Consider the following 22,331-nt stretch of genomic DNA (forward strand, 5'->3'; position numbering starts at 1 on the left):
AAGATTCATCCGCCCGAGCCCCGGCGCGCCAGGGCTGCACGATGTTGCATCTTCAAAGCGATTTCCACGCTGGGGGAAACCACACGAAGTGAAAAGCGGAGATTCACGCTCGGCCGGGGCCGCCAAATGTCGAGCGATGGGGCGCACTTCAGTGCATGTGGATGCAGACAGTGGCCCTGCGGGGCCGGCTCAGGACGGCCCGGCGCCTTCCAGCAGTTGATCGGCGAGGCCTTCGATGTCGCCGCGCAGGGCCAATCGCTCGAGCCAGGCTGGCGGAATGGAAGACGCGCCGTAGTGCGCACCGGCCAGCTGCCCGCAGATCGCGGCCGTGGTGTCGGCATCGTCTCCCAGGTTGGCCGCGGCCAGCACGGCATCCTCGAACGACCCGGTGCCGAAGAAGCACCAAAGGGCCGCCTCGAGCGAATCGACACAGTATCCCGATCCCTTGATGGCCTCGCGCGGCTTGCCGACGTAGCCACCCGACGCGATGGCTGCGACCTTGTCGGACAGGGGTTCGGGGACTGCGGTTGCAAGAATGTGCTCCTTGCTTGCGCCCATCAACGCTGCCCGCAGTTGCAGCGCAAAGAGCTGCGAGCAATCGATGGCTTCGCGCGCGCCATGCGTGGTTCGCGTGCTTTCGCCGGCAAACCGGAAGGTGTGGTCCGCGCTGGCGCGAAAGTACATCGGGACCGGTGCGAGCCGCATCAGCGCGCCGTTGCCGGCCGTCCTGGGGTCGGGGTCGCCAGCGAACGGATCGCGGGTCACGAGGTAGCGGTCCAGCGCCGTGGCCACCGTGATGCCGATGTCGAAGCACTCGCCGTTGCTGCTCAGGTAGCCGACGCTGCGCCAGTTGCAGTAGCGGTTCATCTGGTCGACGGCATCGAAGCCGCGCCGCCAGACCAGGCTCGTTGCCAGGCACAGCGCCATCGAGGTGTCGTCGGTCCATTCGCCCGGCTCCAGCCTGAATGGGCCGCCGCCAGCCATGCCGGTGACGGGCTCGAAAGTTCCGCGCGGCATGAACTCGACGGTCGTGCCCACCGCATCGCCGCAGGCGAGCCCGAGGAGGCAGCCGCGGTATCGCTCCTGGTCTTTCATGCGGTACCGCCCTGCGCGTTGTCCGCGGTCAACCCGAAGAAGAAATCGAGGATGTGGAAGTGGTCGTCATGGAACTGGTCCTCCATGCCGGCCAGCTGGTCGATGGGCACCCACCGGGCGTCCGCGGCGTCGTCGCCGGCGGTCAGTTCGGGCGGGCGGCGCGGGCCCAGGTCGAACCAGTGCGCGTGGGTGATGACGCGGCCGCGCTGGCTGCGGTCGGGGTGGTCGAACACCTGCACCGCCTTGAAGGCGGCTTCGATGTCGCTGTCCAGAAGGCGCAGGCCGGTTTCCTCTTCCAGCTCGCGCAAGGCCGACTGCCACACGGTCTCGCGCGGCTCGAGAAAACCGCCCGGCACCGCGAACAAACCCTTGCCAGGCGAGCGGCCGCGCCGGATCAGCAGCACCTGGCGCCCGCACTGGACGACCGCATCGACCGTGACGAAGACCGGCGGGTACGGCGAGCCGGCCCACAGCGCCTTCTCGCGGCGCAGGCTCTCCCATTCCTGCGCCAGCACCGCATAAGGCGGCAGGCGGGCCCAGGCGCGCAGGAACTGCAGCGTGCTCTCCGGCGCCTGGCCGGCGAGGGCTGCCAAGGCCGGCTCCAGCGAACCATCGTGGGCCGCCCCGAAATAGGCGTCGCGCAGCGCGCTCGCATGGATGTCGCCGCGGCGCCCGGCGTCGTCGAGCGCCCAGCCGGGAAAGTCGCGCAGGTAGCTGCTGGTCGCATCCTTCAGGTGCCCGACCAGCACGACCGACGGCTGGCCGGGATGCAGCCGGGCCAGGCCCTGCTTCACCGCCGCGACCCATCGCGCGGAGTCGTAGTGGTCGCGCACCGGCAGGAACTTCAGCCGCTGGCGCTCCGCTTCCGGCAGCGCGACGCGGATCATCTCGGCGCGCTCTTGCCAGGTGAAGGGATTGCGCGGCGTGCGCGCCTGGAAGGCCGAGCCGAGCACCACCACGCACTCGGGCGCGGCGGCGAGCGCGCGGTGCAGCAGCGCCAGCTGGGCGTTGTGGAAGATCTGGAAGCGTCCGATGTAGACGGCGACATCGGGCGCCTTGTTCGTGCTTGTCATCTTGTCATCCTCAGTTCCAGCGGGCCGCAATCGGCATCTGGCGGCCCGAGCCGAATGCCCGGGGCCTGACCCGAACGATGGGCGGCGACTGCCGCCGCTTGTACTCGTTGCGCGCGACCATGCCGCGGATGCGCTCGACCAGCGCCTCGCCCCCGGGCGTGGCGCGCAGCCGGTCGACGAAGCTGCGCGCCTGCGCGTACTCCTCCGCCCCGAGCCGCTCGCCTTCGATCAGCAGCTTGAGGACTTCGTCGAGCACGTCATACGGCGGCAGGCTGTCGGCGTCCTTCTGCCCCGGCGCCAGCTCGGCAGAGGGTTCCTTGTCGAGGATGGCCTGCGGGATGAGCTCGCGTCCGGCCTGTGCGTTCAAGTGTCGCGACAACGCGAAGACCTCGGTCTTGTAGAGGTCGCCGATCAGGCCCAGGCCACCGTTGGTGTCGCCATACAGCGTGCAGTAGCCGACCGAGATCTCGGACTTGTTGCCCGTGGTCAGCAGCAGGTGGCCGAAGCTGTTGGAGTAGCCCATGAGGACCGTGCCGCGCACGCGCGCCTGCAGATTTTCCAGCGCCACGCCTTGCAGCCCTTGGCCGAAGGCCGTCTCGAAGCCTTGCTCGAACTGCGAAACGACGCCCGCGATGGCATGCGCCTTGAGCGGCACGCCGAGGTTGCGGCACAGCCTTTCGGAATCGTCCACCGAGCCCGCCGAGGAAAAGCGCGACGGCATGGTGATGGCGACGACGTTCTGCGCGCCCAGCGCCTCGACCGCCAGCGCGAGCGTCAGCGCCGAATCAATGCCGCCGGACGAGCCGACCACCGCCTGCCGGAAGCCGCAGCGCCGCGCATAGTCGCGCAGGCCCAGCACGATCTGCTGGCGGTAGAACTCCAGCGTCGGCAGGCCTTGCGGCGGCACAGGCGGCGGTGCTTCGCCGGCCGGCGTGAGAAAGCGGCCGTCCTCGAAGCGCAGGGTGCGCAGGTCCTCCGCGAAGCGGTGCGCCTCGTACACCACGCCGGCCTGCGGCTCGACGGCGAACGAGGCCCCGTCATACACCAGCTGGTCGTGCCCGCCCACCTGGTTGACGTAGAGGATCGGCAGCCCGTTGCGGCGGCTGGCCGCGCCGAAGATGCGGTGCCGCTGCTCGCGCTTGCCGATGTTCGAGGGACTCGCGTTGATCGACACCACGAGGTCGGGCGCGGCATCGCGCATGCGGTCGAAGGGATTGACGAGGTAGTCCTCGCCCTCGTCGTTCCAGCCGTCCTCGCAGATCAGGAATCCCACGCGCGCGTCGCGGATGCGCAGCACGCGTGCCACGTCGGGGCCCGGCTCGAAGTGCCGGCGCTCGTCGAAGACGTTATAGGTCGGCAGCAGCTGCTTGGCATATTCGAGCCGCACTTCGCCCGCGCAAATGACGCGCAGCACGTTGCGAAGCTTCTTGCCCGCGCCCTCGCGCCGCGCCGGCAGGCCGACCGCCCAGTGCAGCGCCGGCATCTCGCGCGAGGCCGAGAGCAGCTGCCCGAACGCCTCCTCCACGCGGTCCATGAAGCCCTCTTCCTCCAGGAGGTCGGCCGGGTAGTAGGCGGTGAGCGACAGCTCGGAGAAGACCACCAGGTCGGCCTCGTCGGCCGCGGCCCGGCGCGCGGCCTCGATCATCCGCGCGGCGTTGCCGGCCAGGTCGCCGATCATGGGGTTGAGCTGGGCGACAGTGATGCGGAGCATGGCCTCACCCCTCGATCTGGAAGACCTGGCGCAGGTAGGCCAGGAAGGTCTGGTCTTCGCACAGCGTCTTGCCCGGGCTGTCCGACAGCTTGGCCACCGGCTGGCCGTTGCAGGCCGTGAGCTTCATCACGATGTTCAGCGGCGTGAGGCCGACGTCGTTGCTCAGGTGGGTGCCGATGCCGAAGCCGGTCTGCGTGCGGTCGGCGAAGGTGCGGTACAGCCGGATCGCCGTTGGCAGGTCGAGCCCGTCGGAGAACACCAGCCGCTTGGTATGCGCATCGATGCGCAGCCTGGCGTAGTGCGCCAGCGCCTTCTCGCCCCAGGCGACCGGATCGCCCGAGTCGTGGCGAAGGCCGTCGAACAGCTTGGCGAAATACAGGTCGAAATCAGCCAGGAAGGCATCCATGCCGACCACGTCGGTCAGCGCCACGCCCAGGTCGCCGCGGTACTCCTGCACCCAGCCTTCGAGCGCGGCGTTCTGGAAGTCGCGCAGCCGCACGCCGAGCGCCTGGTAGGTCTGCAGGTACTCGTGCGCCATGGTGCCGATGGGCACCAGCTCCAGCTCCTTGGCCAGCAGCACGTTGGAGGTGCCCTTGAAATACATCGGCACCTCGCGCTTGAGCGTGCCGACCATTTCGCGCTGCCAGTCGCGGGAGAAGCGGCGCCGCACGCCGAAGTCGAAGAACTCGAATGGATGCCGCGCCGCCGGCTCTTCCGCAAAACCGCGCAGCAGTTCGATCTTGGCGTGCAGGCGCCGGCGGCCCTCGGCCAGCGCCGCCTCGGCATCGAAGCGGCGGAAGTACAGCTCGTTGACGATCGCGAGCACGAAGATCTCGAACGCCATCGTGTGCACCTGCGGGCCGACCGCACGGACGCGCAGCGCATCGCCTTCGGCCGCGGCGGTGATGAATTCGCGCTGGAAGCTGAAGATGCGCAGGAAGTCGACGAAGTCGCTCTTGATGTAGCGCAGGCCGCGCAGGTAGGCGAGTTCGCCGGGCGCAAAGCGCAGCGTGCACAGGTGGTCGAGTTGCGCGTTGACGTCCGCCAGCAGCTCGGCCAGCGGATAGGCCGGCTGGTTGCGGCACACGAAGCTGTACTCCGCCTGCGTCTGCGGGTGGCTGTGCAGCATGGCCTGCCACATCGTGAACTTGTACAGGTCGGTGTCGAGCAGGCTCTGGATGATCGGTTGCATGGTGTGCTCCTTGGGCGGGTTGGCGTCAGGCGTTGGCCGCCAGCAGTGCGCGCACTTCGGCGCTGCTGCGCAGCTGCGCGCCGCGCGCGGCCATGTCGTCGAGGAAGGCCTGGTGCTGCGCCTCGAAGCCGGTCACCGGGCTCATGCAGTCGGTGACGAGCACCAGCTTGGCGGGCCTGCCCGACGGCAGGTGGGCGGCGATGTGCTCGGTGGTGGCCTTCACGCAATGGCTGCTGGCTTCGCCCGCAATCACGATCAGGTCGGCGCGGTCGAGCGACGCGACCAGCCGCATGTTGAGCGCGGTGCCGGGATCCTCCGCATCCGGCACTTCGGCCTGGATGGCGCTGTAGTGCTCGGTCCAGGGATTGCTGCCCTTGGCGACCTTCTCCACCAGGCCGGCCTGTGCGTCTTCCCAGGCGTTGTAGGCGGCCTTGACGGCGGCATGCACGTTGTGGCCCCAGCTGCCGATCTCGCAGTGCACCGGCCACACCATCAGCGTGTAGCGGCCCCTGCGCTCGAGTTCGTCAAGGTAGGCCAGCGCGCGCGGCAGGGCCGCGGCGTCGCGGGGCCGGTAGTCGCCGCCGCGAACCTGCGCCGCGGTGATCGCGGTGAAGGGCGCCACCGCGCCGCCGCCGCGCGCCTGCCAGAACGTGGGATGCGCGATGTCGAACCTGTGGTGCGAGTCCAGCGTGACCGTGATGCCGGCGATGCCGCCTCCCCCTTCGCGGATCAGGCCGGCCAGCCTCAACATGTCGGCGTGGGCACCGGCCACCGGCAGGGCCGGCTGCAGCGGCGCGCCCGTGGCGGCGTCGATGCCGAGCCAGTCGGCCGGCAGGTCGCAGAAGTCGTTCTGCGGATCGATCACGAGGAGATGGATGTTCTGCTTCATGGCGGGGTCCTCTTGTGTTAGTTGTACTGTACAACTCTCTTTGGTTGCACTGTACAACCATGACGGAGAAAGTCAAGCCTCGGCGTCGCGCGGGCTGAAGGTGCGGGGAAACAGCGCCGCCTGGGACCGGTCGCGCAGCCGGTAGCCCATGGCCGGCCGGCCGGAGGCGCCCTCCACCATCCCCGCCTCTTCCATGAAGCCGCCATCGAGCATCCGCTTGCGGAAGGCGCTCTTGTCGACGGCTCGGCCGAGCACGACCTCGTAGGTGTGCTGCAGCTGCGGCAGCGTGAAGGGCTCGTTCAGCAGGAAGGCCGGCAGCGAGGTGTATTCCACCTTGCTGCGCAGCCGGGCGATGGCGCTGGCCAGGATCTCCGCATGATCGAACGCCAGGCGCTTGCGACCCGCGGCAGCGGCGTCCATCCATTCGACCTGCGCGGCATTCACGCCTTGGTCGGGCACCAGGTCCCGGGCCGGCATCAGCGCGAAGAAGGCGTGCGTGGCCGACCAGCCGCGCGGATCGCGATGCGCGCCGCCCCAACTGCCCAGCTGCTCGAGATACGGTGCGGCAACCCCGGTCTTCTCGCGCAGCTTGCGCAGTGCGCAGTCGAGCAGGCTGGCGTCCCTGTCGACGTCGATGAACCCGCCGGGAAGCGCCCAGCGCCCCGGAAAGGGATCGTCAGGGTTGCTCGGGCGACGTACCAGCATGACCTTCAGCGCATCTTCCAGCACGGTGAAGATGACCACGTCGACGGTGACCAGCGGCCTGGGAAAGTTCAGGCCGGCCTGCTTCTTGGGGGATGGCTTCAAGGCGCGAGCTCCTCTTGATTTGGGTTGTACAGAACAACTCTGGAGGGAGGAATATAGCGAGCGCGTGCGCGTCCGGGTTTTCCCAGGCAACGGCATTCCGATTAACGTATACATTAATTCATACGTTATTTGACCATCCGACCCGGACTCGTCCATGCCCACCCCGCGCACCACGACCCCACCCCCGGCTGCCTCGCCTGCGCTCTCGCGCACGGACGCGGCCTATGAAAGCCTGCGCCGGCGCATCCTCGACAACATATGGCCGCCCGGCCATCAGGCGCTGGAGCAGGAGATCGCGCTGGAGCTCGGCCTGAGCCGCACACCGGTGCGCGAAGCGCTGATCCGGCTCGAGCGCGAAGGCCTGGTGCAGGTGATCCCGCGCCACGGTATGCGCGTGCTGCCGATGTCGGCCACTGACATGCGCGAGATCTACGAGATCCTCACCGCGCTCGAAAGCCTGGCCGTCGAGATCGTGGCAACACGCCGCCCGTCGGACTCCGAGCTGGCGCCGCTGGTGCGCGCGACGCAGGCGATGGAACACGCATTGGCCAAGGACGATCTCGACGCCTGGGCACGCGCCGACGAGAGCTTCCATGCGCAGCTGGTCACCATGGCCGGCAACCGCCTGCTGACCGAGGCCGTCTTCAGTCACTGGGACCGCGCGCACCGCGCCCGCATGTTCACGCTGCGGCTGCGGCCCAAGCCGGTGAATTCAACGCAGGAACACACAGCGCTGGTGGAGTGCCTGCGCGCCGGCGATTCGGCCGGCGCATCGGCAGTGAACCGAGCCCACCGCCAGCGCGCGAGCCGCGAGCTGCTGGCGCTGTTCGAGCGCTACCGCCTGCAGCAGATGTAGCCCGGCTGGATGTTTTTTTCTTCTTCCCTTCTCACGCCACACAAGCCCCTCTCTCCCATGGAAAAGAACTACCGCATCGCCGTCCTGCCGGGAGACGGCATCGGCACCGAAGTCATGCACGCGGCGCAGGCCGTACTGGAAGCCGTGCAGCCGCGCGTCGGCCGTGCGCTGGCACTCGAATGGCTGCCGGCCGGCGCACAGCACTATCTCGACAGCGGCGTCGCGCTGCCCGAGACCACGCTGCGCCGCTGTGAGAGCGCGGACGCCATCCTGTTCGGTGCGATGGGCCTGCCGCACGTGCGCGGCGCCGACGGCACCGAGATCATTCCGCAGCTCGACCTGCGCATGCACTTCGACCTCTATGCCGGCGTGCGGCCGATCCGCACCTTCCGCGGCCTGCCCACGCCGTTGTCGAACCCTAAGGCCGAGCACATCGACCTGGTGCTGGTGCGCGAGAGCACCGAAGGCCTGTTCTATGCCCGCGGCCGCGGCGACGTACGCGGTGACCAGGAAGTGTTCGACACCATGCGTATCACGCGCCACGGCACGACACGCATCTGCGAATTCGCCTTCCGCCTGGCCGCACGCCGGGCCGAGCGGCTGGGCCGCGCAGGCCGCGTGACCAACGTGGACAAGGCCAACGTCTTCGCCTCGATGGCCTTCTTCCGCAAGGTGTTCGAGGAAGTCGCGGCGCGCCATCCGGCGGTGGCGGCCGACAGCGGCTATGTCGATGCGATGGCACTCAACCTGGTGATGAAGCCGTGGACCTACGACGTGCTGGTCACCGAGAACATGTTCGGCGACATCCTGTCGGACCTCATTGCCGCGCTGGTCGGCGGCATGGGCATGGCGCCCTCGGGCGACATCGGCGACAGGCACGCACTGTTCCAGCCGGCGCACGGCACCGCGCCCGACATTGCGGGCCAGGGCAAGGCGAACCCGACCGCGATGCTGCTGTCGGCCGCCATGATGCTCGAGTGGCTGGCTGAGCGCAGCGGTGACACCGCACTGGCCGACGGCGCGGCGCTGATCGAACGCGCGGTCGAGCAGGTGTTCGCCACCGGCCAGGTGCGGCCGATGGAGTTCGGCGGCATGCACAGCACGGCCGACATCACGCGCGCGGCCACCAACGCCCTGCGCGCGGCCTAGCTGCGCGACGCGGCAGTGCTGCCGGCGGCCACGCCCGCCGTCCCGTTTTCCAAACAACGCGGAGACAAAACCATGAAGCGCTTCCTGAACGCCGCCCTGCTCGCGACCGCGGCCCTCGCCGCACCGCTCGCCGTCCATGCCCAGGCGTGGCCCGCCAAGCCGGTCAAGATCGTCGTGCCCTCGCCGCCCGGCGGCAGCACCGACCAGATCGCCCGCGCCATCGGCCAGAAGCTGTCGCAGGCGTGGGGCCAGCCGGTAGTGGTGGAAAACCGGCCCGGCGCCGGCCTCACGTTGGGCGCCGACTATGTGGCCAAGTCGCCGGCCGACGGCTACACGCTGCTGATGGGTGCGGTGCACCACTCGATCGCGCAGTCGGTCTACAAGAAGCTGCCCTACGATTTCGGCAAGGACCTGGCGCCGATCACCGTGCTGGCCATCGTGCCCAACGTGCTGATCGTATCGGCCGCCAACCCTGCGAAGAACGTGGCCGAGCTTATCGCGCAAGCCAAGGCGAACCCCGGCAAGCTCAGCTACGGCAGCACCGGTGCCGGCACCGCGCACCACCTCATCGGCGAGCAGTTCAACGACATGGCCGGCACCGACATCCTGCACGTCGCCTACAAGGGCAGCAGCCCGGCGCTGGTCGACCTCATGGGCGGACAGACGACGATGATGTTCGACACGGTGGCCTCCTGCTTGCCGCTCATCAAGGGCGGCAAGCTGCGCCCGCTGGCGGTGGCCACGGCCAGACGCTCGTCGGCACTGCCCGAGGTGCCGACGCTGTCGGAAGCGGGTCTCACCGGTTTCGACATCGCGACCTGGTTCGGTCTGATGGCGCCGGCCGGCACGCCCAAGGCCGTGGTCGACAAGATCCACGCCGATTCCACCCGAATCCTCGCGATGCCCGAGATGAAGAAGCAATGGCTGGAGATGGGCGCGGAGCCGATCGGCAACACGCCCGAGCAGATGGCCGCTCAGATACAGGCGGAGATCGCGAAATTCGCGGCGCTCGCCAGCAAGGCCAAGTTGAGCCTCGACTGACGCCGACGGAAAGATTGAAAATCATGACCCACGCACTGCTCGTCGACTTCCAGATCCACCCCGAGCGAGCCGAAGCCTTTGCCGAAGCCATCGCACACAATGCGCAGCGTTCGCTCGGCGACGAGCCGGGTTGCAGCCGCTTCGATGTATGCCGCGACCCGGCCGACCCTGGCGCCTTCTTCCTCTACGAGCTGTACGACGATCCAGCGGCCATCGAGGCCCACCTGGCTGCGCCGCACTTCCTTGCGTTCGACGCGATGACGCGCGACTGGGTCGTGCGCAAGTCGGTGCGAACCCGCGTGCTGGTGGGTGCGTAACCCTCGGGCATGGAGCGATCGCGGAACTGCTCGCGAAGCCTGCCTTTATTTCATCCTTGCCAAGGCCCCGTCGCATCCCGCCTTGAGATGGAACGGGGCGTGCGTCAAGCCAGCGACGGATGCTGAACCCGCAAGGCCCCACCGCCGCCTGGACGTCGACCTCGAAGCGCTTGATGAACTCAGGCGAGTCGTTGAGCGCGTGGCCGAAACCTTGCTGCGGATCGCTAAAGTGGAGGTGTTCAAGCCGCCCTTCACGCTGCCGGGGTTCGCCGTCAAGCAGCACTGGCACGAGCGGTATCAGCAGGACCCTTCCAACAGGTGGCTGAGGTCGGTGATTGCCGATCTCTTTCTGGAGCGTTAGCGCGGGAGCACCGGCTGTGACGCTCAGGCGCGTGCGGAAATCGCAAGTGAGTCGTCGGGATGATTGCTTTCGCCGTCACCTGCCGCCGGCCTTGCCCACCTTTTTGCCCACATCGCACACTCTCTCGCGCAAGCCATCGAAATGGGCCGCGTCTACCACTGCGACGGGCGCCGAGAGGCCTCCTTGGAGCAGCAGACTACGCAGCTGGAGCCGCTGCTGGTCCTTTCGGATGATCTCGTGCACATCCTCACTGCTTGTGCCGTGGCCGCATTCGAACATTTGCTCGTCCACGAACGACTTCATGGCTTCCGGCAGGGATACGTCATGGTGCTCATGGGAGAAGTTTATGCTGTTTGCAAGCAGGTCTCGTCCAGGTGGATTCATTTCTGCAGAGTCCATCTACCCCGCCGCAGCAAGACGGATCACATGCCCTGCAGCTCGAGCCACTCCCAGGGCTTGTAGGCCCACTCGTATTTTTCGCACGCATAGGACACCAGGATGCCGACGGCTTCCTCGGCGCTGACCGGCTCGGCCGCGCGGTAGTGCGCCCCGGGAGTGACCAGCTGATGCTCCAGATGAAAGCCCTCGGCGTCGGCGAACACCTGCATGTAGGTTCCGCCGCGCCGCTCAACGATTGCGAACGCCGACGGGCTGTCCTGCAGCAATGGAATCCAGTGGCGGATGTTGGCTTCGTTCGCCGGCTCGGCCACACCGAGCTCGGGGCACTCCAGCATGGGCTCCTGGTATTCCGCACCGATGTCGAAAAGAAGATGTTCCTGTGCGGTGGGCGCACCGTTCCTGAAGATGGCGATCAGGAAGCAATCGCGGATGTCGAGGGGCACATGGACCAGCAATGCATCCTGCGCCTGCGAGCGGCGGGCAAAGACCTGCGCCAATGGCGGAGCCGTCCATGCCTTCAATTGCAGGGGGCCGCGAAGGCTGTGCGCAAGCGCCATGGCGCCTTGCTTGACCGCATCGCTTCCGGCGTGATCCTCGGTGCCTCCGTGGAGCAGGTCGATGTATTCGTGGAGTTGCATGAGCCTCGAGGAAGGCGGCGCCGGTTTGCGAGAAAAGAACATCCGATGCAGTTCCTGTCACTGTTTGAGCGATGCCCGGCGGGCCAGCCATGGCTTGACGATGGCGTACCACGCGCAGAGCGGCCAGAGCACCACAGCCGAAGCCGCGGCGAGAAGCAGCATGTCGATCAGGAGCTCGGCGCCTGGCACGTAGCAATCCGGTGTGGCGGGGCACCCGATTGCGCGGCGGTAGCTTTCGTGGAAACGGTATTGCACAACCGGCAGGGCCGCTGCCACGGCCCACCACAGCACGCGCAGAACGCTGCGCAGCAGTTCCAACCATCTCATGGCAAGTGCTCTACTGCAGCCACCGCAGATTGGCCCAGAAGCTGTCGCCAAACCGAGTGGCGCAGAAACCGCAGGCGGCGACGGCGAGCGCCGCGTGGTTCGATCTTCATGCGCTGCCCTCCTGCGGCCGGACGACCGCTCCCGGCTCGTATTCTGCCTTCGGGACCGACGAGGATCGCCGGGCCGAAGCCGGCGCCCACGGCTAGGCCGCCTCCTCGCCCGCTTCCGCAACCAGGTTGTGATTGCCGTTGCGGTCCAGCCTGTCGCACAGATCGCTGGAGACGCCGCTGCCAACCTTGCGCACGAACCACATGCCCGACGCGACGATCTCCTCGTAGTCCGACGTGTGGAACCACCGCGACAGCGAGGGATCGATCAGGTGCAGGTTCGCCGCGTCCCAGACGCCGCTTCCGCTGACGGGCTCCACGGTGTGCTGCAGCGGGGAGTTTGCAAGCAGCGTATGAAAGTAGATTTCGTCGGGCGCCTTGGAGAACCGAAGGAATCGCTTCACGGACGTTTCATGCGGATACGACACGAGGTAGCTCACGGCTTCAGGGGTCAGCGCCCACCATTGGGAACCGAAGTGCCACTGCGCAAAGAGCGGGAACGACCGGCGCCCGAGCTTGCCGACGAATTGCAGAAGGCCGCGCGACAGCCGCACCAGGGTGAATTTCCGTCCATCCACGGGAAGGTCCTGGTAGAACCAGAAGTGGCGGACTCGCTCATGCAGTTTGCGCGTGCTTGCCAGCGGAATCATCTTGATGAAGTTCGTGTCGACATGCAGCTGCGAGAAGGTGCGGAATTCTTCCAGCGGGCGCAAGGGATAGCAGTTGCCCGAAAGCAGCATGAAATGGCTCACCTGCGACACCTCGCATTCCGCGAGCGCGGTGCGCATGAGCTTCAGGGTGGCATCGACCTGGGAGATGGCGCCCCAGCGCACATCGACACGGTCCTTCACGTAACTTACGCGCGGATCGTCGATCCGGAACGCGGAAAGCTCGGCCTTGGCATCGACATGGACAATGCAGCGGCCGACCGAAACCAGCCGCCGCAGCAAGCGCTTTGCCTGCTGTGGATCCGCATGAACAAGCAAAAGGAATACCGGGCTCATGTCACGATGGCAGTACGTCTGATCGGCTGCTGCCTGACCTGGCGAATGGCCCTGGAGAGTTCTCTCAAAGCCGCAGCGGCCAGCAGCTATCGTACGACAAGCGCCCGGTCGAGCGCATCGGATGGGTACCCAGGTGGCGGCCTGGCCATGTCGGCATCGGCAACAGCCAGCACGCGGCCCGCCACCGGCACCCACCTTTTCACGCAATGCCGTCCGCGGCGGCAATGGTCTTTGGCTCCAGGAAAGCCTCCATGCCGAAGACACCGAACTCCCTGCCGACGCCCGACTGCTTGACGCCGCCAAAGGGCGCGGCCAGCTCGGGCGCGATGCGATTGACCAGCACGGTGCCGGCCCGCAGCCGCGAGGCCACGCGCAGGGCACGCTGCGCGTCGGACGAGAAGACGTAGGCCTGCAAGCCGTACGGCGAGTCGTTCGCGATGCCGATGGCTTCGTCCTCATCGCCATAGCCGATCATCGAGAGCACCGGCCCGAAGATCTCCTCGCGCGCAATGTCCATGTCGTTGCGCACCTCTGCGAACACGGTAGGCCGCACGAACCAGCCCCGCTCGAAACCGTCCGGCCGGCCCTCGCCGCCGGCCACGAGGGTGGCGCCCTGCGCCAGGCCGCGGCGGATGAAGTGCTGCACGCGATCGAACTGCGCCTGGCTCGCGAGCGGTCCGACCGCGGTGGCAGGATCGCGCGGATCGCCCACGCGCAGGGCGGCCGCCGCCGCTCGCACCTGTTCAATGGCGGCTTTCATGTGCACGCGCGGGATCAGCAGGCGCGTGCCCGCCACGCAGGCCTGGCCGTTGTTCATGAAGGCGGCGTTCAGTGCCAGGGGCAGCGTGGCGGCCAGGTCGGCGTCGTCCAGCACCAGGGTGGCCGACTTGCCCGAGAGCGCGAGGCTCACGCGCTTCATGGTGTCGACGCCCGCGCGCGCAATGAGCTTTCCGGTCTGCGTGGAGCCGGTGAACGAGATCTTCGCGATGCCCGCACTGGTGGCGATCTCGTCGCCCACATCGCTGCCGCGCCCGAGCAGCACATTGAAGACGCCAGGCGGCAGGCCCGCGTCGTGCAGCGCCTCGGTCACGGCCTGCGCCTGCAGCGGGCCCAGCTCGCTCGGCTTGACGACCGAGGCGCAGCCCGCGGCAATGGCCGAAGCCAGCTTGCTGCAGATGCTTCCGGCGGCGGCGTTCCAGGGCGCAATGAGGCCGGCGACGCCGACCGGTTCCATCACCACGGTGGCCTCGCCCAGGCGGCGCTCGAAGGCGTAGTCCCGCAGCGCCTGCGCCGTGGTGGCGAAGCATTGCGAGGCGTAGTTGCTGACCCACTGCGAGCGGGCCAGCGGGCCGCCGTACTCCTCGATGGTGGCTTCGCGGATCCGGTCGGTGCGTGCCAGCACCGCGGCCTCGAGGCGCCGGAGCATGTCGATGCGCTGCGCCCTGGTGCTTCGCGCGAGCGCCGGCTGGGCGCGGTTCGCCGCGGCAATGGCGCGCTTCGCATCCTCGCGGTTCGCCAACGTCACCGTGCCGATGGCCCGCTCGGTCGCGGGGTTGCAGATCTCCAGCCGCTCGCTGCCCTGCACGGGCACGAAGGCGCCATCGATGTAGGCCTGGTCGATGTTCCACATGGGGTCCGCCGCCTCAGCCGCGCGCCACGTCGAGCACCGCCTTGGCAAAGGCCTCGGGCGCTTCCTGCGGCAGGTTGTGGCCGATGCCGCCGCTGACCAGCCGGTGCTCGTAGGTTCCCGAGAACTTCTTCGCGTAGGTGCCGGGCTCCGGATGCGGTGCGCCGTTGGCGTCGCCTTCGAGCGTGATGGTCGGCACGCCGATCACCGGCGCCTTGGCCAGCCGGTCCTCGAGCGCCTGGTACTTGGCCTCGCCGTCGGCCAGGCCCAGGCGCCAGCGGTAGTTGTGGACCGTAATGGCCACGTGGTCGGGGTTCTCGAAGGCCACGGCGCTGCGCTCGAAGGTGGCCGCATCGAAGTTCCACTTCGGCGAGGCCAGCTGCCAGATGAGCTTGGCGAAGTCGTGGCGGTTCTTCTCGTAGCCCAGGCGGCCGCGCTCGGTCGCAAAGTAGTACTGGTACCACCACTGCAGCTCGGCCGCGGGCGGCAGCGGGGCCTTGCCGGCCTGCTGGCTGCCGATGAGATAGCCGCTGACCGACACCAGCGCCTTCACGCGCTCCGGCCACAGCGCGGCCATGATGCAGGCCGTGCGCGCGCCCCAGTCGCAGCCGGCCACGGTGGCGGCCTTGATCTTCAGCGCGTCCATCAGCGCGATGATGTCCACGGCGACCACCGACTGCTGCCCGTTGCGCGGCGTGCGGGCCGACAGGAAGCGGGTGCTGCCGTAGCCGCGCAGGTACGGCACGATCACGCGAAAGCCCGCGGCCGCAAGCTGCGGGGCGACGTCGACGAACATGTGGATGTCGTAGGGCCAGCCGTGAAGAAGAATCACGGGGGCGCCGTCGGCCGGGCCGGCCTCGTAGTAGCCGATGTTGAGCGAGCCCGCGTCGATGCTCTTGAGCGGCTCGAGGCGCCGGAGGCTCGGCGTACCCGCGGACTGGGCGAAGGCGGGAACGATCGGGGCCAGCTGGGCGGCGGCCATGCCGAGCGCCGCCTTGGCAAGGAAGGAACGGCGGGGCAGCAGGGGAAAAGCGGTCATCGGGGGCTCCATGGTTGCGAAGTGATGGAGCCATTGTTCGGCGCACCGGCAGCCCTGCGACCGGCTTGCGTATCCCTCTGTATCTGGGCCGGGTGCGCCAACAATAAATTTCAATTGCGGGCGCGCGGCCGGGTGCCGATTCAGGCCCCGATCCGCGGCGTCCGTTCCAGGAAGGCTTCGCTCGCAGTTTCCCCTTGCCGATACACCGCCTCGACCAGCGCCAGCGTGCGCAGGTTGTCGGCCGGCTCGGTCTCGAAGGCGCGGCCATTGCGTACGCTGTCGACAAAATGCGCGATCGTTGCCGCGTAGGAGGCGAGATAGCACGCGGGCAGGTCGTAGCGCAGCTCAGCAGGCTGTGCACCCAGGCAGCGCAGCGTGTCGTCCTCGAGCTCGATGGTCCCCTTGGTGCCGACCAGGGTCAGCCGGTCGGCCTGGGCCGGCGCGCGGCCGTGCACCGACAGGTTGGCCAGCAGCGCCACCGGGGCCTGCAACGTGGTCTCGAAGGACAGGAAGGCCCGGTCCTCGCCGCGCATCACCGGGCTCGCGCGCCCGAGCCGCGCATGCACCAGCGTCAGTTCGCCCAGCAGAAAGCGCAACGTGTCGATGTGGTGGATCAGTATCTCCATCACCAGTGCGCGCTCCAGACCCGCGATGAAGGGCTGGCGCTCGAGCGCAGGCAGCCTGCCGGCCTCGTCGGGCAGCAGGCCGGAGGTCATCAAGGTCATGCTCGCCTGGACCACGTCTCCGATGCGGCCCTCCGCGAGCCATCCCGCGAGGTCGCGGTAACAGCGACGGAAGCGCCAGTTCTCGTGGACCATGAGCCGGCACCTGGGCGCCACTTCGTCGGCCAGTGCACGGGCTTCGGCGAGCGTGGGAGCCAGGGGCTTCTGGCACAGCACGGCCAGGCCACGCTCTGCCGCGGCGCGCACGATGGCCGCATGGAATTCGCGCGGCGCCGCCACGTCGACCGCATCAAGAGGCATCGCGTCAAGCATCTCCTGCGCGCTCGCAAAGACCCGGGCGATGCCGAACTCGCGTGCACGCGCCTCGGCGTTGGCGATGTTCGGGTCGGCGATGGCCACGACCACGGCCTGCCTTTCGAGCGCCCGCCAACCCGCAAGATGGTGCGAGCTGACCCAACCTGCGCCGACCAGGCCCACGCGCAAGGGCTTCGTCATGGCGCGCCCACGTCGGCGGCGGGGATCGCCTTCTCCGTGAAGGCATCGAACAGATAAAGCGCCTCGTCCGGAATGGTCAGGCCCACGCGATCGCCGATGCTGCTTTTCACATCGCGGTGCAGGCGGGCCATGACATCGCCGGCATCGCCCTCCAGCGAGACCATGAGGAGCGTCTCCGCACCCAGCGGCTCGATGGCCGAGACCACGCCCCGCAGCGTGCCGACGCCCTCGCGGGCCTCGTGCAATTGCAGTTCCTCGGGCCGCACGCCAACCAGCAGTTCACTCGCCGGAGGCAGCGCGGCGCGGGCCCAGCGGGCCAGTGGAAGTTCGCTCCCGCCCAGTGCCGCGACAGCAGAGGACGGGCCCTGCACGATGCGCGCCTTCAGGATGTTCATCGGCGGGTTGCCGAGAAAACGGGCGACGAAGGCATCGGCCGGCGCGCGGTAGACGTCCAGCGGCTTGCCGACCTGGGCCACCTTGCCCTTGTTCATGACGCAGATCCGCTGGCCCATGGTCATGGCCTCGACCTGGTCATGCGTCACATAGATCATGGTCGCGCCCAGCCGGCGGTGCAGCCGCACCAGCTCGTTGCGTGTGTTCACCCGCAGCGCCGCGTCGAGGTTCGACAGCGGCTCGTCGAACAGGAAGACCTTGGGCTCGCGCACGATCGCGCGGCCGAGCGCCACGCGCTGCCGCTGCCCACCCGACAGCGCCGCGGGCTTACGCGCCAGCAGCTCGTTCAGGCCCAGGATGCCGGCGGCCGACTTCACGCGTGCGGCAATCTGCTGGCTATCCACCTTGCGCCTTCGAAGTCCGAACGACAGGTTGTCGGCCACCGTCATGTGCGGATAGAGCGCATAGGACTGGAACACCATGGCAATGTCGCGGTCCTTGGCGGGCACCTCGTTGACCTTGCGCGTGTCGATGGCCAGCGAGCCTTCGCTGATCGCCTCCAGCCCCGCGATCATGCGCAGCGTGGTCGACTTCCCGCAGCCCGAGGGGCCGAGCAGGACCATGAATTCGCCGTCCTGCACGGACAGCGACACGTCGTCGACGGCGGGCTGCGCCGTGCCCTTGTAGCGCTTGAAGATGTTTTCGAGATGGACTGCTGCCACGGTTTGTGCCCCGGTCGTTGGAATTGGGAAGAGAAGAAGAAAGGCCCGGCGCTCACTTGACGGCGCCGGCCGTCATGCCCTGAATGAGCTTCTCGGAGAAGAAGGCGTACAGCACCACCACCGGAATGACCGCGATCATCATGCCGGTGGCGATCATCCCGATGTCCTGGAAGTAGTCCCCCATGTACGCACGGATGCCGATGGGGAGCGTGCGCGAGCCTTGGTCGCTCAGCAGCACCACCGCGAACAGGAACTCGTTCCAGAGCTGGATGAAGTTCAGGATGATGGTGGTCGCGATGGCCGGCATTCCCACCGGCAGCACGATGCGCCAGAAGATCTCGAAGTCGGAATACCCGTCCATCTTGGCGGCGTCGAAGAGGTCCTGCGGAATGCGGGCGAAGAAGCCTTCGAGCAGGTACACCGTCAACGGCAACTGCAGGCTCACGTACACGATCATCAGGCCGAGCCGCGAGTTGTAGAGCTCGTACTCCACCAGCACCTGGAACAGCGAGATCAGGATGATCTGCGGCGGGAAGACGATCGAGCTGAACAGGATGAAGTAGACCAGCCGGTTGCCGCGGAAGTTGTAGCGCGCCAGGCAATGCGCCGCCGCCGCGCCCAGCAGCGTGACGATGGCTACCGCGGAAACGACGATGAGCGAGCTGTTCCAGAAGTACTGCGCAAAGTTCGAATCCACCCATGCGATGCGGAACTTCTCCCAATGAAAGGTTTCGGGCCATGCGAAGTGGTTGGCGCTGATCTCGGAGGTCGTGCGCACCGACATCGTCCCGATCCACAGAAAAGGCAGCGCGGAGTAGAGCGTGTACAGCACCACGGCGGCCATGAGCCCGCCGTTGCGCAGCATGCGCGAAAGCGCGGCCGTCAGCGGTTCGCGATGATCCACCGCGGCGGGTGGTTTCAGGGTGGTGGAAGCCGAGGTCATGAAATCAGTACTCCATGCGCTCGCGGCGACGGAACAGCAGGTTGAAGAAGACGACGAAGCCGACCACCACGAAGAACCACACCACGGCAATCGCCGAGGGATAGCCGAGGTCGAAGGTGTTCCAGTTGAAGGCCCGCTTGTACACATAGGTCGACACCGTTTCGGTTGACCACACCGGGCCGCCCTCGGTCATGATCCAGACCAGGTCGAAGACTTTCATCTTGCCGATGAAGGCAAGGATGTAGAGGTTGAGCAAGGTCGGCCAGAGCATGGGCACGATGATGTCGGTGAGCTTGTGCCACCAGCCGCAGTTGTCGAGCTCGGCGGCCTCGAGCACCTCCGACGGCAGCGAATGCAGCGCGGCCAGGCAAACGACCATGTTGAAGCCTGCCCACTTCCAGGCATGGGTCACGATCAGCGAGCCTAGCGCGAACCGCGGGTCGCCCAGCCAGGCCTGCGCCCAGCTCTCGAGCCCCATGGCGCGCAGCATGCCGTTCACGACGCCCCAGTCGTAGTTGTAGATCCAGACCCACATGATCCCCACCACCACATAGGACAGCAGCACGGGCGTGAACCACGCCACGCGCAGGAAGCGCGAGAACGGCACGCCGGCGTACAGGCACAGCGCAAGCAGCAGCCCGACCACCACGTCGAGGATGGGTCCGATGACCGACCAGGCGGCGGTGTTGCGCACCGCCGCCCAGAAAGTCCTGTCCTTGAAGACCTCGGCATAGTGGGCCCAGCCGACGAACTCCGACGAGGCCAGGTCGGCCACGTTGAAGAAGCTGTTGTAGAAGGTGCGCAGCACCGGATAGGCCGTCAAGGCCGCATACACGAGCAATGCCGGCGCGAGGAACAGCATCACGGTGGGCAGCGAAGCGCGCCGGGAGTCGGCCTCCGGCGCCGAAAGCCAGGAGGCGAGCGTGCGGCGCATCGCCGCTGCGACGCCGGAAGAAGGATCTGTCATGTCGAATCGCTCCGAGCCTGCCGGATCAGCCCGAGGCCTTGCATGCCGCATCCATCTGCGCGGCGGCGTCGTTCACGCTCACCAGGCCACCGGGGAAGGCCCGGTTGAGCACCTGCGCGAAGGTGTCGCCGCACTTGCCGCTCATGTAGTGCAGCGGCGTCCCGATGAAGTACCTGGCGCCGGCCCCGCGCTCCTGCAGTTCCTTGAAGTACGGTGCATAGATGCTGGTGATGCGGGACGGGTCGGTCCTGACGCCCGTCTGCAGCAGCACGCTCTCCATCCACTTGTTGCCGTTCTCCACGGTGGCGAGCGACGAGAGCATCTTGCCCGCGCATTCCTTGTTCTTGCTTCGCGAATACATCACGTAGCTGCCGCCGACCGCCAGCGTCTTGCATTCGGGGCACTTGCTGCCGTCCATCGCCGGGTACTTCATCAGGCCGAGCGCAAAGTCCTTGGGCTGCCCGCCCTTCTCCGGTGCCACGAAGGCGCGCCCGGTGTACCAGCTTGCGATCGGGAACATCAGCGCGCCCGGGTTGGTGTGGAAGTAGTAGTGCGACTCGCCCAGCTTCATCGTGGCCATGCTCCTGGGGAACATGCCGGCATCGACCAGCTGCTTGACCCAGGTCATGGCCTCGATCACGCGCGGGTCCTGGAACGGCAGCTTGCCGGTCAGGAGCTTCTCGTAGTCTTCGGTGCCCAGCTTGCGCAACAGGATCTCCTGCAGGAAGTAGGCACCCGGGTAGGGCCGGTCGCCCACGCCCGTGGCTGTCGGCGTGATGCCGGCGGCGACCGAGCGCTTGACCATGTCGGCGAACTGGGCCTGCGTCATCTGCATGCCGGCCGGCGGCGTCACGCCGATCTTCTTCATCAGGTCGCGGTTGTAGTAAAGCTCGACCGAGTAGGCCTCCTGCGGCATGGCGTAGACCTTGCCGTTCCAGGTCCATGCGCGCTTGGCCCAGTCCTCGAGGTTGGCCAGGTCGATGTACTTGTCGAGCGGCTCGAGGTAGCCGCTCTTGGCGAATGCGATCTCGTCGGGCTCCAGCCAGAAGATGTCCGGTGCCTGGCCGGTGCGCACGGAGGTTTTCACGGACGTGTAGAGGTCCGCCTTCTGAACGAACTGCAGATTGACCTTGCACTGCGGCGTAGCCGCCTCGAACTGCTTCACCCGCTCTTCGATGAAGCTGCGCTTCGAAACCTCGTCGGGCCAGTGGCTCCACATCGTGAGCGTCTGCTGCTGCTGCGCCATGGCAGGCGCGCCGATCAATGCGAGCACGGTGCCGGCCAGGGCCAGCGCTGCCGCGCTTCGTCGGGCGCTGCAAAGGCCTGGCCAGGCCGCGGGAAGAGAAAAATGCGTCATGTGTGTCTCCTTTTTTGTATGAATCCGAATCGGGCATCGAGGCGGTCTTCGCCGCCGCAGTGGACTCAGGCGCGCGGATAGCCCGGCATGCTGAAGTCGATGGCCTGAAGCTGCGCGTCGATTGCATCGCGCGTCGAGCTGTCCAGGGGCGCGAGCGGCGGGCGCACCATGCGCCATGGCGCATCGTTGGCGTACGTGGCCAGCGCATGCTTCATGGCGGGGATCATGTAGCCGCCCTGGAACACCTTGCGGACCGCATCGGCCCTGGCCTGCAGTTCGGGAGCGTCTGCACCCTGCCATCCCGCATAGACCCGGTGGATTCCCGCGGGATTCATGTTCACCGTTGCGCTGATGCAGCCGGCGCCACCGAGCGGCATCGCCATTGAGAGCAGCGACTCGCTGGCGGGAAACACGTCGAAGCCATCGGCGGCGAAGTTGTCGATCATGGCCTTGGTGTTCGCCCAGTCCCCCGAGGAGTCCTTCGCGCCGGCGATCACCGTCGGATAGCGCTTGCGAAGCCGCTCGATCAGGCCCAGGGTGATCGGAACGTGGCTGAACTGCGGGATGTGATACAGGTAGATCGGCGCACAGCCGGGCCCCACTCGTTCGATGATCTCGGCGTAGTAGGCGAACACGCCGTCGTCGGACACGCCCTTGAAGAAGAACGGCGGCAGCGTCAGCAGGCCGGCTGCGCCGAGTTCGGACGCATGCCGCGAAAGCTCGACCGCGTCGGGGAGCGCGCAGGCGCCGGTCCCCGGCATCAGCTTCGCCGCGGGAATGCCCGCTTCCACCAGTGCTTCGGTCAACGACTTGCGCTCGGCCACGCTGATCGAGGCGGCCTCGGAGTTGGTGCCGAAGATGGCCAGGCCCGCGTTGTTGCCGACGAGCCATTCGCAGTGCGCGATGAAGCGTTCGACATCGGGCGCCAGGCTGCCGGTGAAGGGTGTCAGGACGGGCGCAATCACGCCGCGTAGTCTGGTGGTCATGCTGTGATGTCTTCCGAAGGTGGCACCGATCGACGGATTCGAAGCGGGCCCTTATTGCTTGTGCGGGCCGAGTTTGAAAGCGCGGGCCCTTCGGAAGAAGCGATGGCGGCACCGTCAGAGCAAAATAATTTTTTGTTCCGGTTCATCCGCAAA

At 67.2% G+C, this 22,331-nt stretch carries 23 protein-coding genes; 5 read left to right on the forward strand and 18 right to left on the reverse strand.

Annotated features, from left to right (window positions below; genetic code table 11):
* Positions 1-189: 189 nt before the first annotated feature.
* The 6 genes from AC1DMS_RS03090 to AC1DMS_RS03115 form a co-directional block, all read right to left on the reverse strand.
* Complete coding sequence (locus tag AC1DMS_RS03090) at positions 190-1,095, reverse strand: ADP-ribosylglycohydrolase family protein (protein WP_015866309.1); 906 nt, start codon at positions 1,093-1,095, stop codon at positions 190-192.
* The gene (locus AC1DMS_RS03095) at positions 1,092-2,168 is read right to left on the reverse strand and encodes an NUDIX domain-containing protein (RefSeq protein ID WP_062365283.1); all 1,077 of its coding nucleotides are present in this window, start codon (positions 2,166-2,168) and stop codon (positions 1,092-1,094) included. Before AC1DMS_RS03095 ends, AC1DMS_RS03090 begins: the two co-directional genes overlap by 4 nt.
* Before the next feature lie 10 nt (positions 2,169-2,178).
* The gene (locus tag AC1DMS_RS03100; protein ID WP_062365282.1) at positions 2,179-3,879 is read right to left on the reverse strand and encodes an NAD+ synthase; all 1,701 of its coding nucleotides are present in this window, start codon (positions 3,877-3,879) and stop codon (positions 2,179-2,181) included.
* A 4-nt stretch (positions 3,880-3,883) separates the two neighbouring features.
* Entirely contained in the window at positions 3,884-5,071 is a 1,188-nt protein-coding gene (pncB, locus tag AC1DMS_RS03105) for a nicotinate phosphoribosyltransferase (RefSeq protein WP_062365281.1), read from the reverse strand.
* Positions 5,072-5,096: 25 nt separating this feature from the next.
* Complete coding sequence (locus AC1DMS_RS03110) at positions 5,097-5,960, reverse strand: cysteine hydrolase family protein (protein ID WP_062365280.1); 864 nt, start codon at positions 5,958-5,960, stop codon at positions 5,097-5,099.
* Positions 5,961-6,032: 72 nt separating this feature from the next.
* Complete coding sequence (locus tag AC1DMS_RS03115) at positions 6,033-6,767, reverse strand: NUDIX hydrolase (RefSeq protein WP_018906944.1); 735 nt, start codon at positions 6,765-6,767, stop codon at positions 6,033-6,035.
* A 154-nt stretch (positions 6,768-6,921) separates the two neighbouring features.
* Here AC1DMS_RS03115 and AC1DMS_RS03120 point away from each other — a divergent pair, with 154 nt between their 5' ends.
* From AC1DMS_RS03120 to AC1DMS_RS03140, 5 genes are all read left to right on the forward strand, one after another.
* A complete protein-coding gene (locus tag AC1DMS_RS03120) occupies positions 6,922-7,623 on the forward strand; it encodes a GntR family transcriptional regulator (RefSeq protein ID WP_015866303.1) in 702 nt (233 codons plus the stop codon).
* A gap of 57 nt (positions 7,624-7,680) precedes the next feature.
* On the forward strand, positions 7,681-8,772 hold the full coding sequence (locus tag AC1DMS_RS03125) for an isocitrate/isopropylmalate dehydrogenase family protein (protein WP_062365279.1): 1,092 nt from the start codon (positions 7,681-7,683) through the stop codon (positions 8,770-8,772).
* A gap of 72 nt (positions 8,773-8,844) precedes the next feature.
* On the forward strand, positions 8,845-9,813 hold the full coding sequence (locus tag AC1DMS_RS03130; protein WP_062365278.1) for a tripartite tricarboxylate transporter substrate binding protein: 969 nt from the start codon (positions 8,845-8,847) through the stop codon (positions 9,811-9,813).
* A 23-nt stretch (positions 9,814-9,836) separates the two neighbouring features.
* Positions 9,837-10,130 (forward strand): putative quinol monooxygenase, encoded by a 294-nt coding sequence (locus AC1DMS_RS03135; RefSeq protein WP_062365277.1) that lies wholly within the window; start codon positions 9,837-9,839, stop codon positions 10,128-10,130.
* 82 nt (positions 10,131-10,212) lie between these two features.
* Positions 10,213-10,491 carry a type 2 periplasmic-binding domain-containing protein gene (locus AC1DMS_RS03140; protein ID WP_162269823.1) on the forward strand — a complete coding sequence of 93 codons (279 nt, stop codon included), beginning with the start codon at positions 10,213-10,215 and terminating at the stop codon, positions 10,489-10,491.
* A gap of 75 nt (positions 10,492-10,566) precedes the next feature.
* On the opposite strand, the gene AC1DMS_RS03145 is transcribed toward AC1DMS_RS03140, so the two are convergent.
* The 12 genes from AC1DMS_RS03145 to AC1DMS_RS03200 form a co-directional block, all read right to left on the reverse strand.
* On the reverse strand, positions 10,567-10,890 hold the full coding sequence (locus AC1DMS_RS03145; protein WP_310649287.1) for a hypothetical protein: 324 nt from the start codon (positions 10,888-10,890) through the stop codon (positions 10,567-10,569).
* A 23-nt stretch (positions 10,891-10,913) separates the two neighbouring features.
* A complete protein-coding gene (locus AC1DMS_RS03150; protein WP_155736606.1) occupies positions 10,914-11,528 on the reverse strand; it encodes a hypothetical protein in 615 nt (204 codons plus the stop codon).
* A gap of 57 nt (positions 11,529-11,585) precedes the next feature.
* Positions 11,586-11,855 carry a hypothetical protein gene (locus AC1DMS_RS03155; protein WP_062365274.1) on the reverse strand — a complete coding sequence of 90 codons (270 nt, stop codon included), beginning with the start codon at positions 11,853-11,855 and terminating at the stop codon, positions 11,586-11,588.
* 202 nt (positions 11,856-12,057) lie between these two features.
* Positions 12,058-12,966 (reverse strand): beta-1,6-N-acetylglucosaminyltransferase, encoded by a 909-nt coding sequence (locus AC1DMS_RS03160; protein WP_062365273.1) that lies wholly within the window; start codon positions 12,964-12,966, stop codon positions 12,058-12,060.
* Between the two features lie 199 nt (positions 12,967-13,165).
* The gene (locus AC1DMS_RS03165; protein ID WP_062365272.1) at positions 13,166-14,596 is read right to left on the reverse strand and encodes an aldehyde dehydrogenase family protein; all 1,431 of its coding nucleotides are present in this window, start codon (positions 14,594-14,596) and stop codon (positions 13,166-13,168) included.
* A 13-nt stretch (positions 14,597-14,609) separates the two neighbouring features.
* Positions 14,610-15,632, reverse strand: a complete 1,023-nt coding sequence (locus AC1DMS_RS03170; RefSeq protein ID WP_018906938.1) for an alpha/beta fold hydrolase — start codon at positions 15,630-15,632, stop codon at positions 14,610-14,612.
* A gap of 140 nt (positions 15,633-15,772) precedes the next feature.
* Entirely contained in the window at positions 15,773-16,810 is a 1,038-nt protein-coding gene (locus AC1DMS_RS03175; protein WP_062365271.1) for a Gfo/Idh/MocA family protein, read from the reverse strand.
* Complete coding sequence (locus AC1DMS_RS03180; RefSeq protein ID WP_062365270.1) at positions 16,807-17,925, reverse strand: ABC transporter ATP-binding protein; 1,119 nt, start codon at positions 17,923-17,925, stop codon at positions 16,807-16,809. The genes AC1DMS_RS03175 and AC1DMS_RS03180 overlap by 4 nt, the downstream gene beginning before the upstream one ends.
* A 52-nt stretch (positions 17,926-17,977) precedes the next feature.
* The gene (locus tag AC1DMS_RS03185) at positions 17,978-18,868 is read right to left on the reverse strand and encodes a carbohydrate ABC transporter permease (protein WP_015866290.1); all 891 of its coding nucleotides are present in this window, start codon (positions 18,866-18,868) and stop codon (positions 17,978-17,980) included.
* Positions 18,869-18,872: 4 nt separating this feature from the next.
* Complete coding sequence (locus AC1DMS_RS03190; RefSeq protein WP_015866289.1) at positions 18,873-19,835, reverse strand: carbohydrate ABC transporter permease; 963 nt, start codon at positions 19,833-19,835, stop codon at positions 18,873-18,875.
* Positions 19,836-19,860: 25 nt separating this feature from the next.
* Positions 19,861-21,192, reverse strand: a complete 1,332-nt coding sequence (locus AC1DMS_RS03195) for an ABC transporter substrate-binding protein (protein WP_015866288.1) — start codon at positions 21,190-21,192, stop codon at positions 19,861-19,863.
* 65 nt (positions 21,193-21,257) lie between these two features.
* Entirely contained in the window at positions 21,258-22,178 is a 921-nt protein-coding gene (locus AC1DMS_RS03200; RefSeq protein ID WP_015866287.1) for a dihydrodipicolinate synthase family protein, read from the reverse strand.
* Positions 22,179-22,331: the final 153 nt, after the last annotated feature.

It is taken from the genome of Variovorax sp. 05T418 (assembly GCF_056396385.1).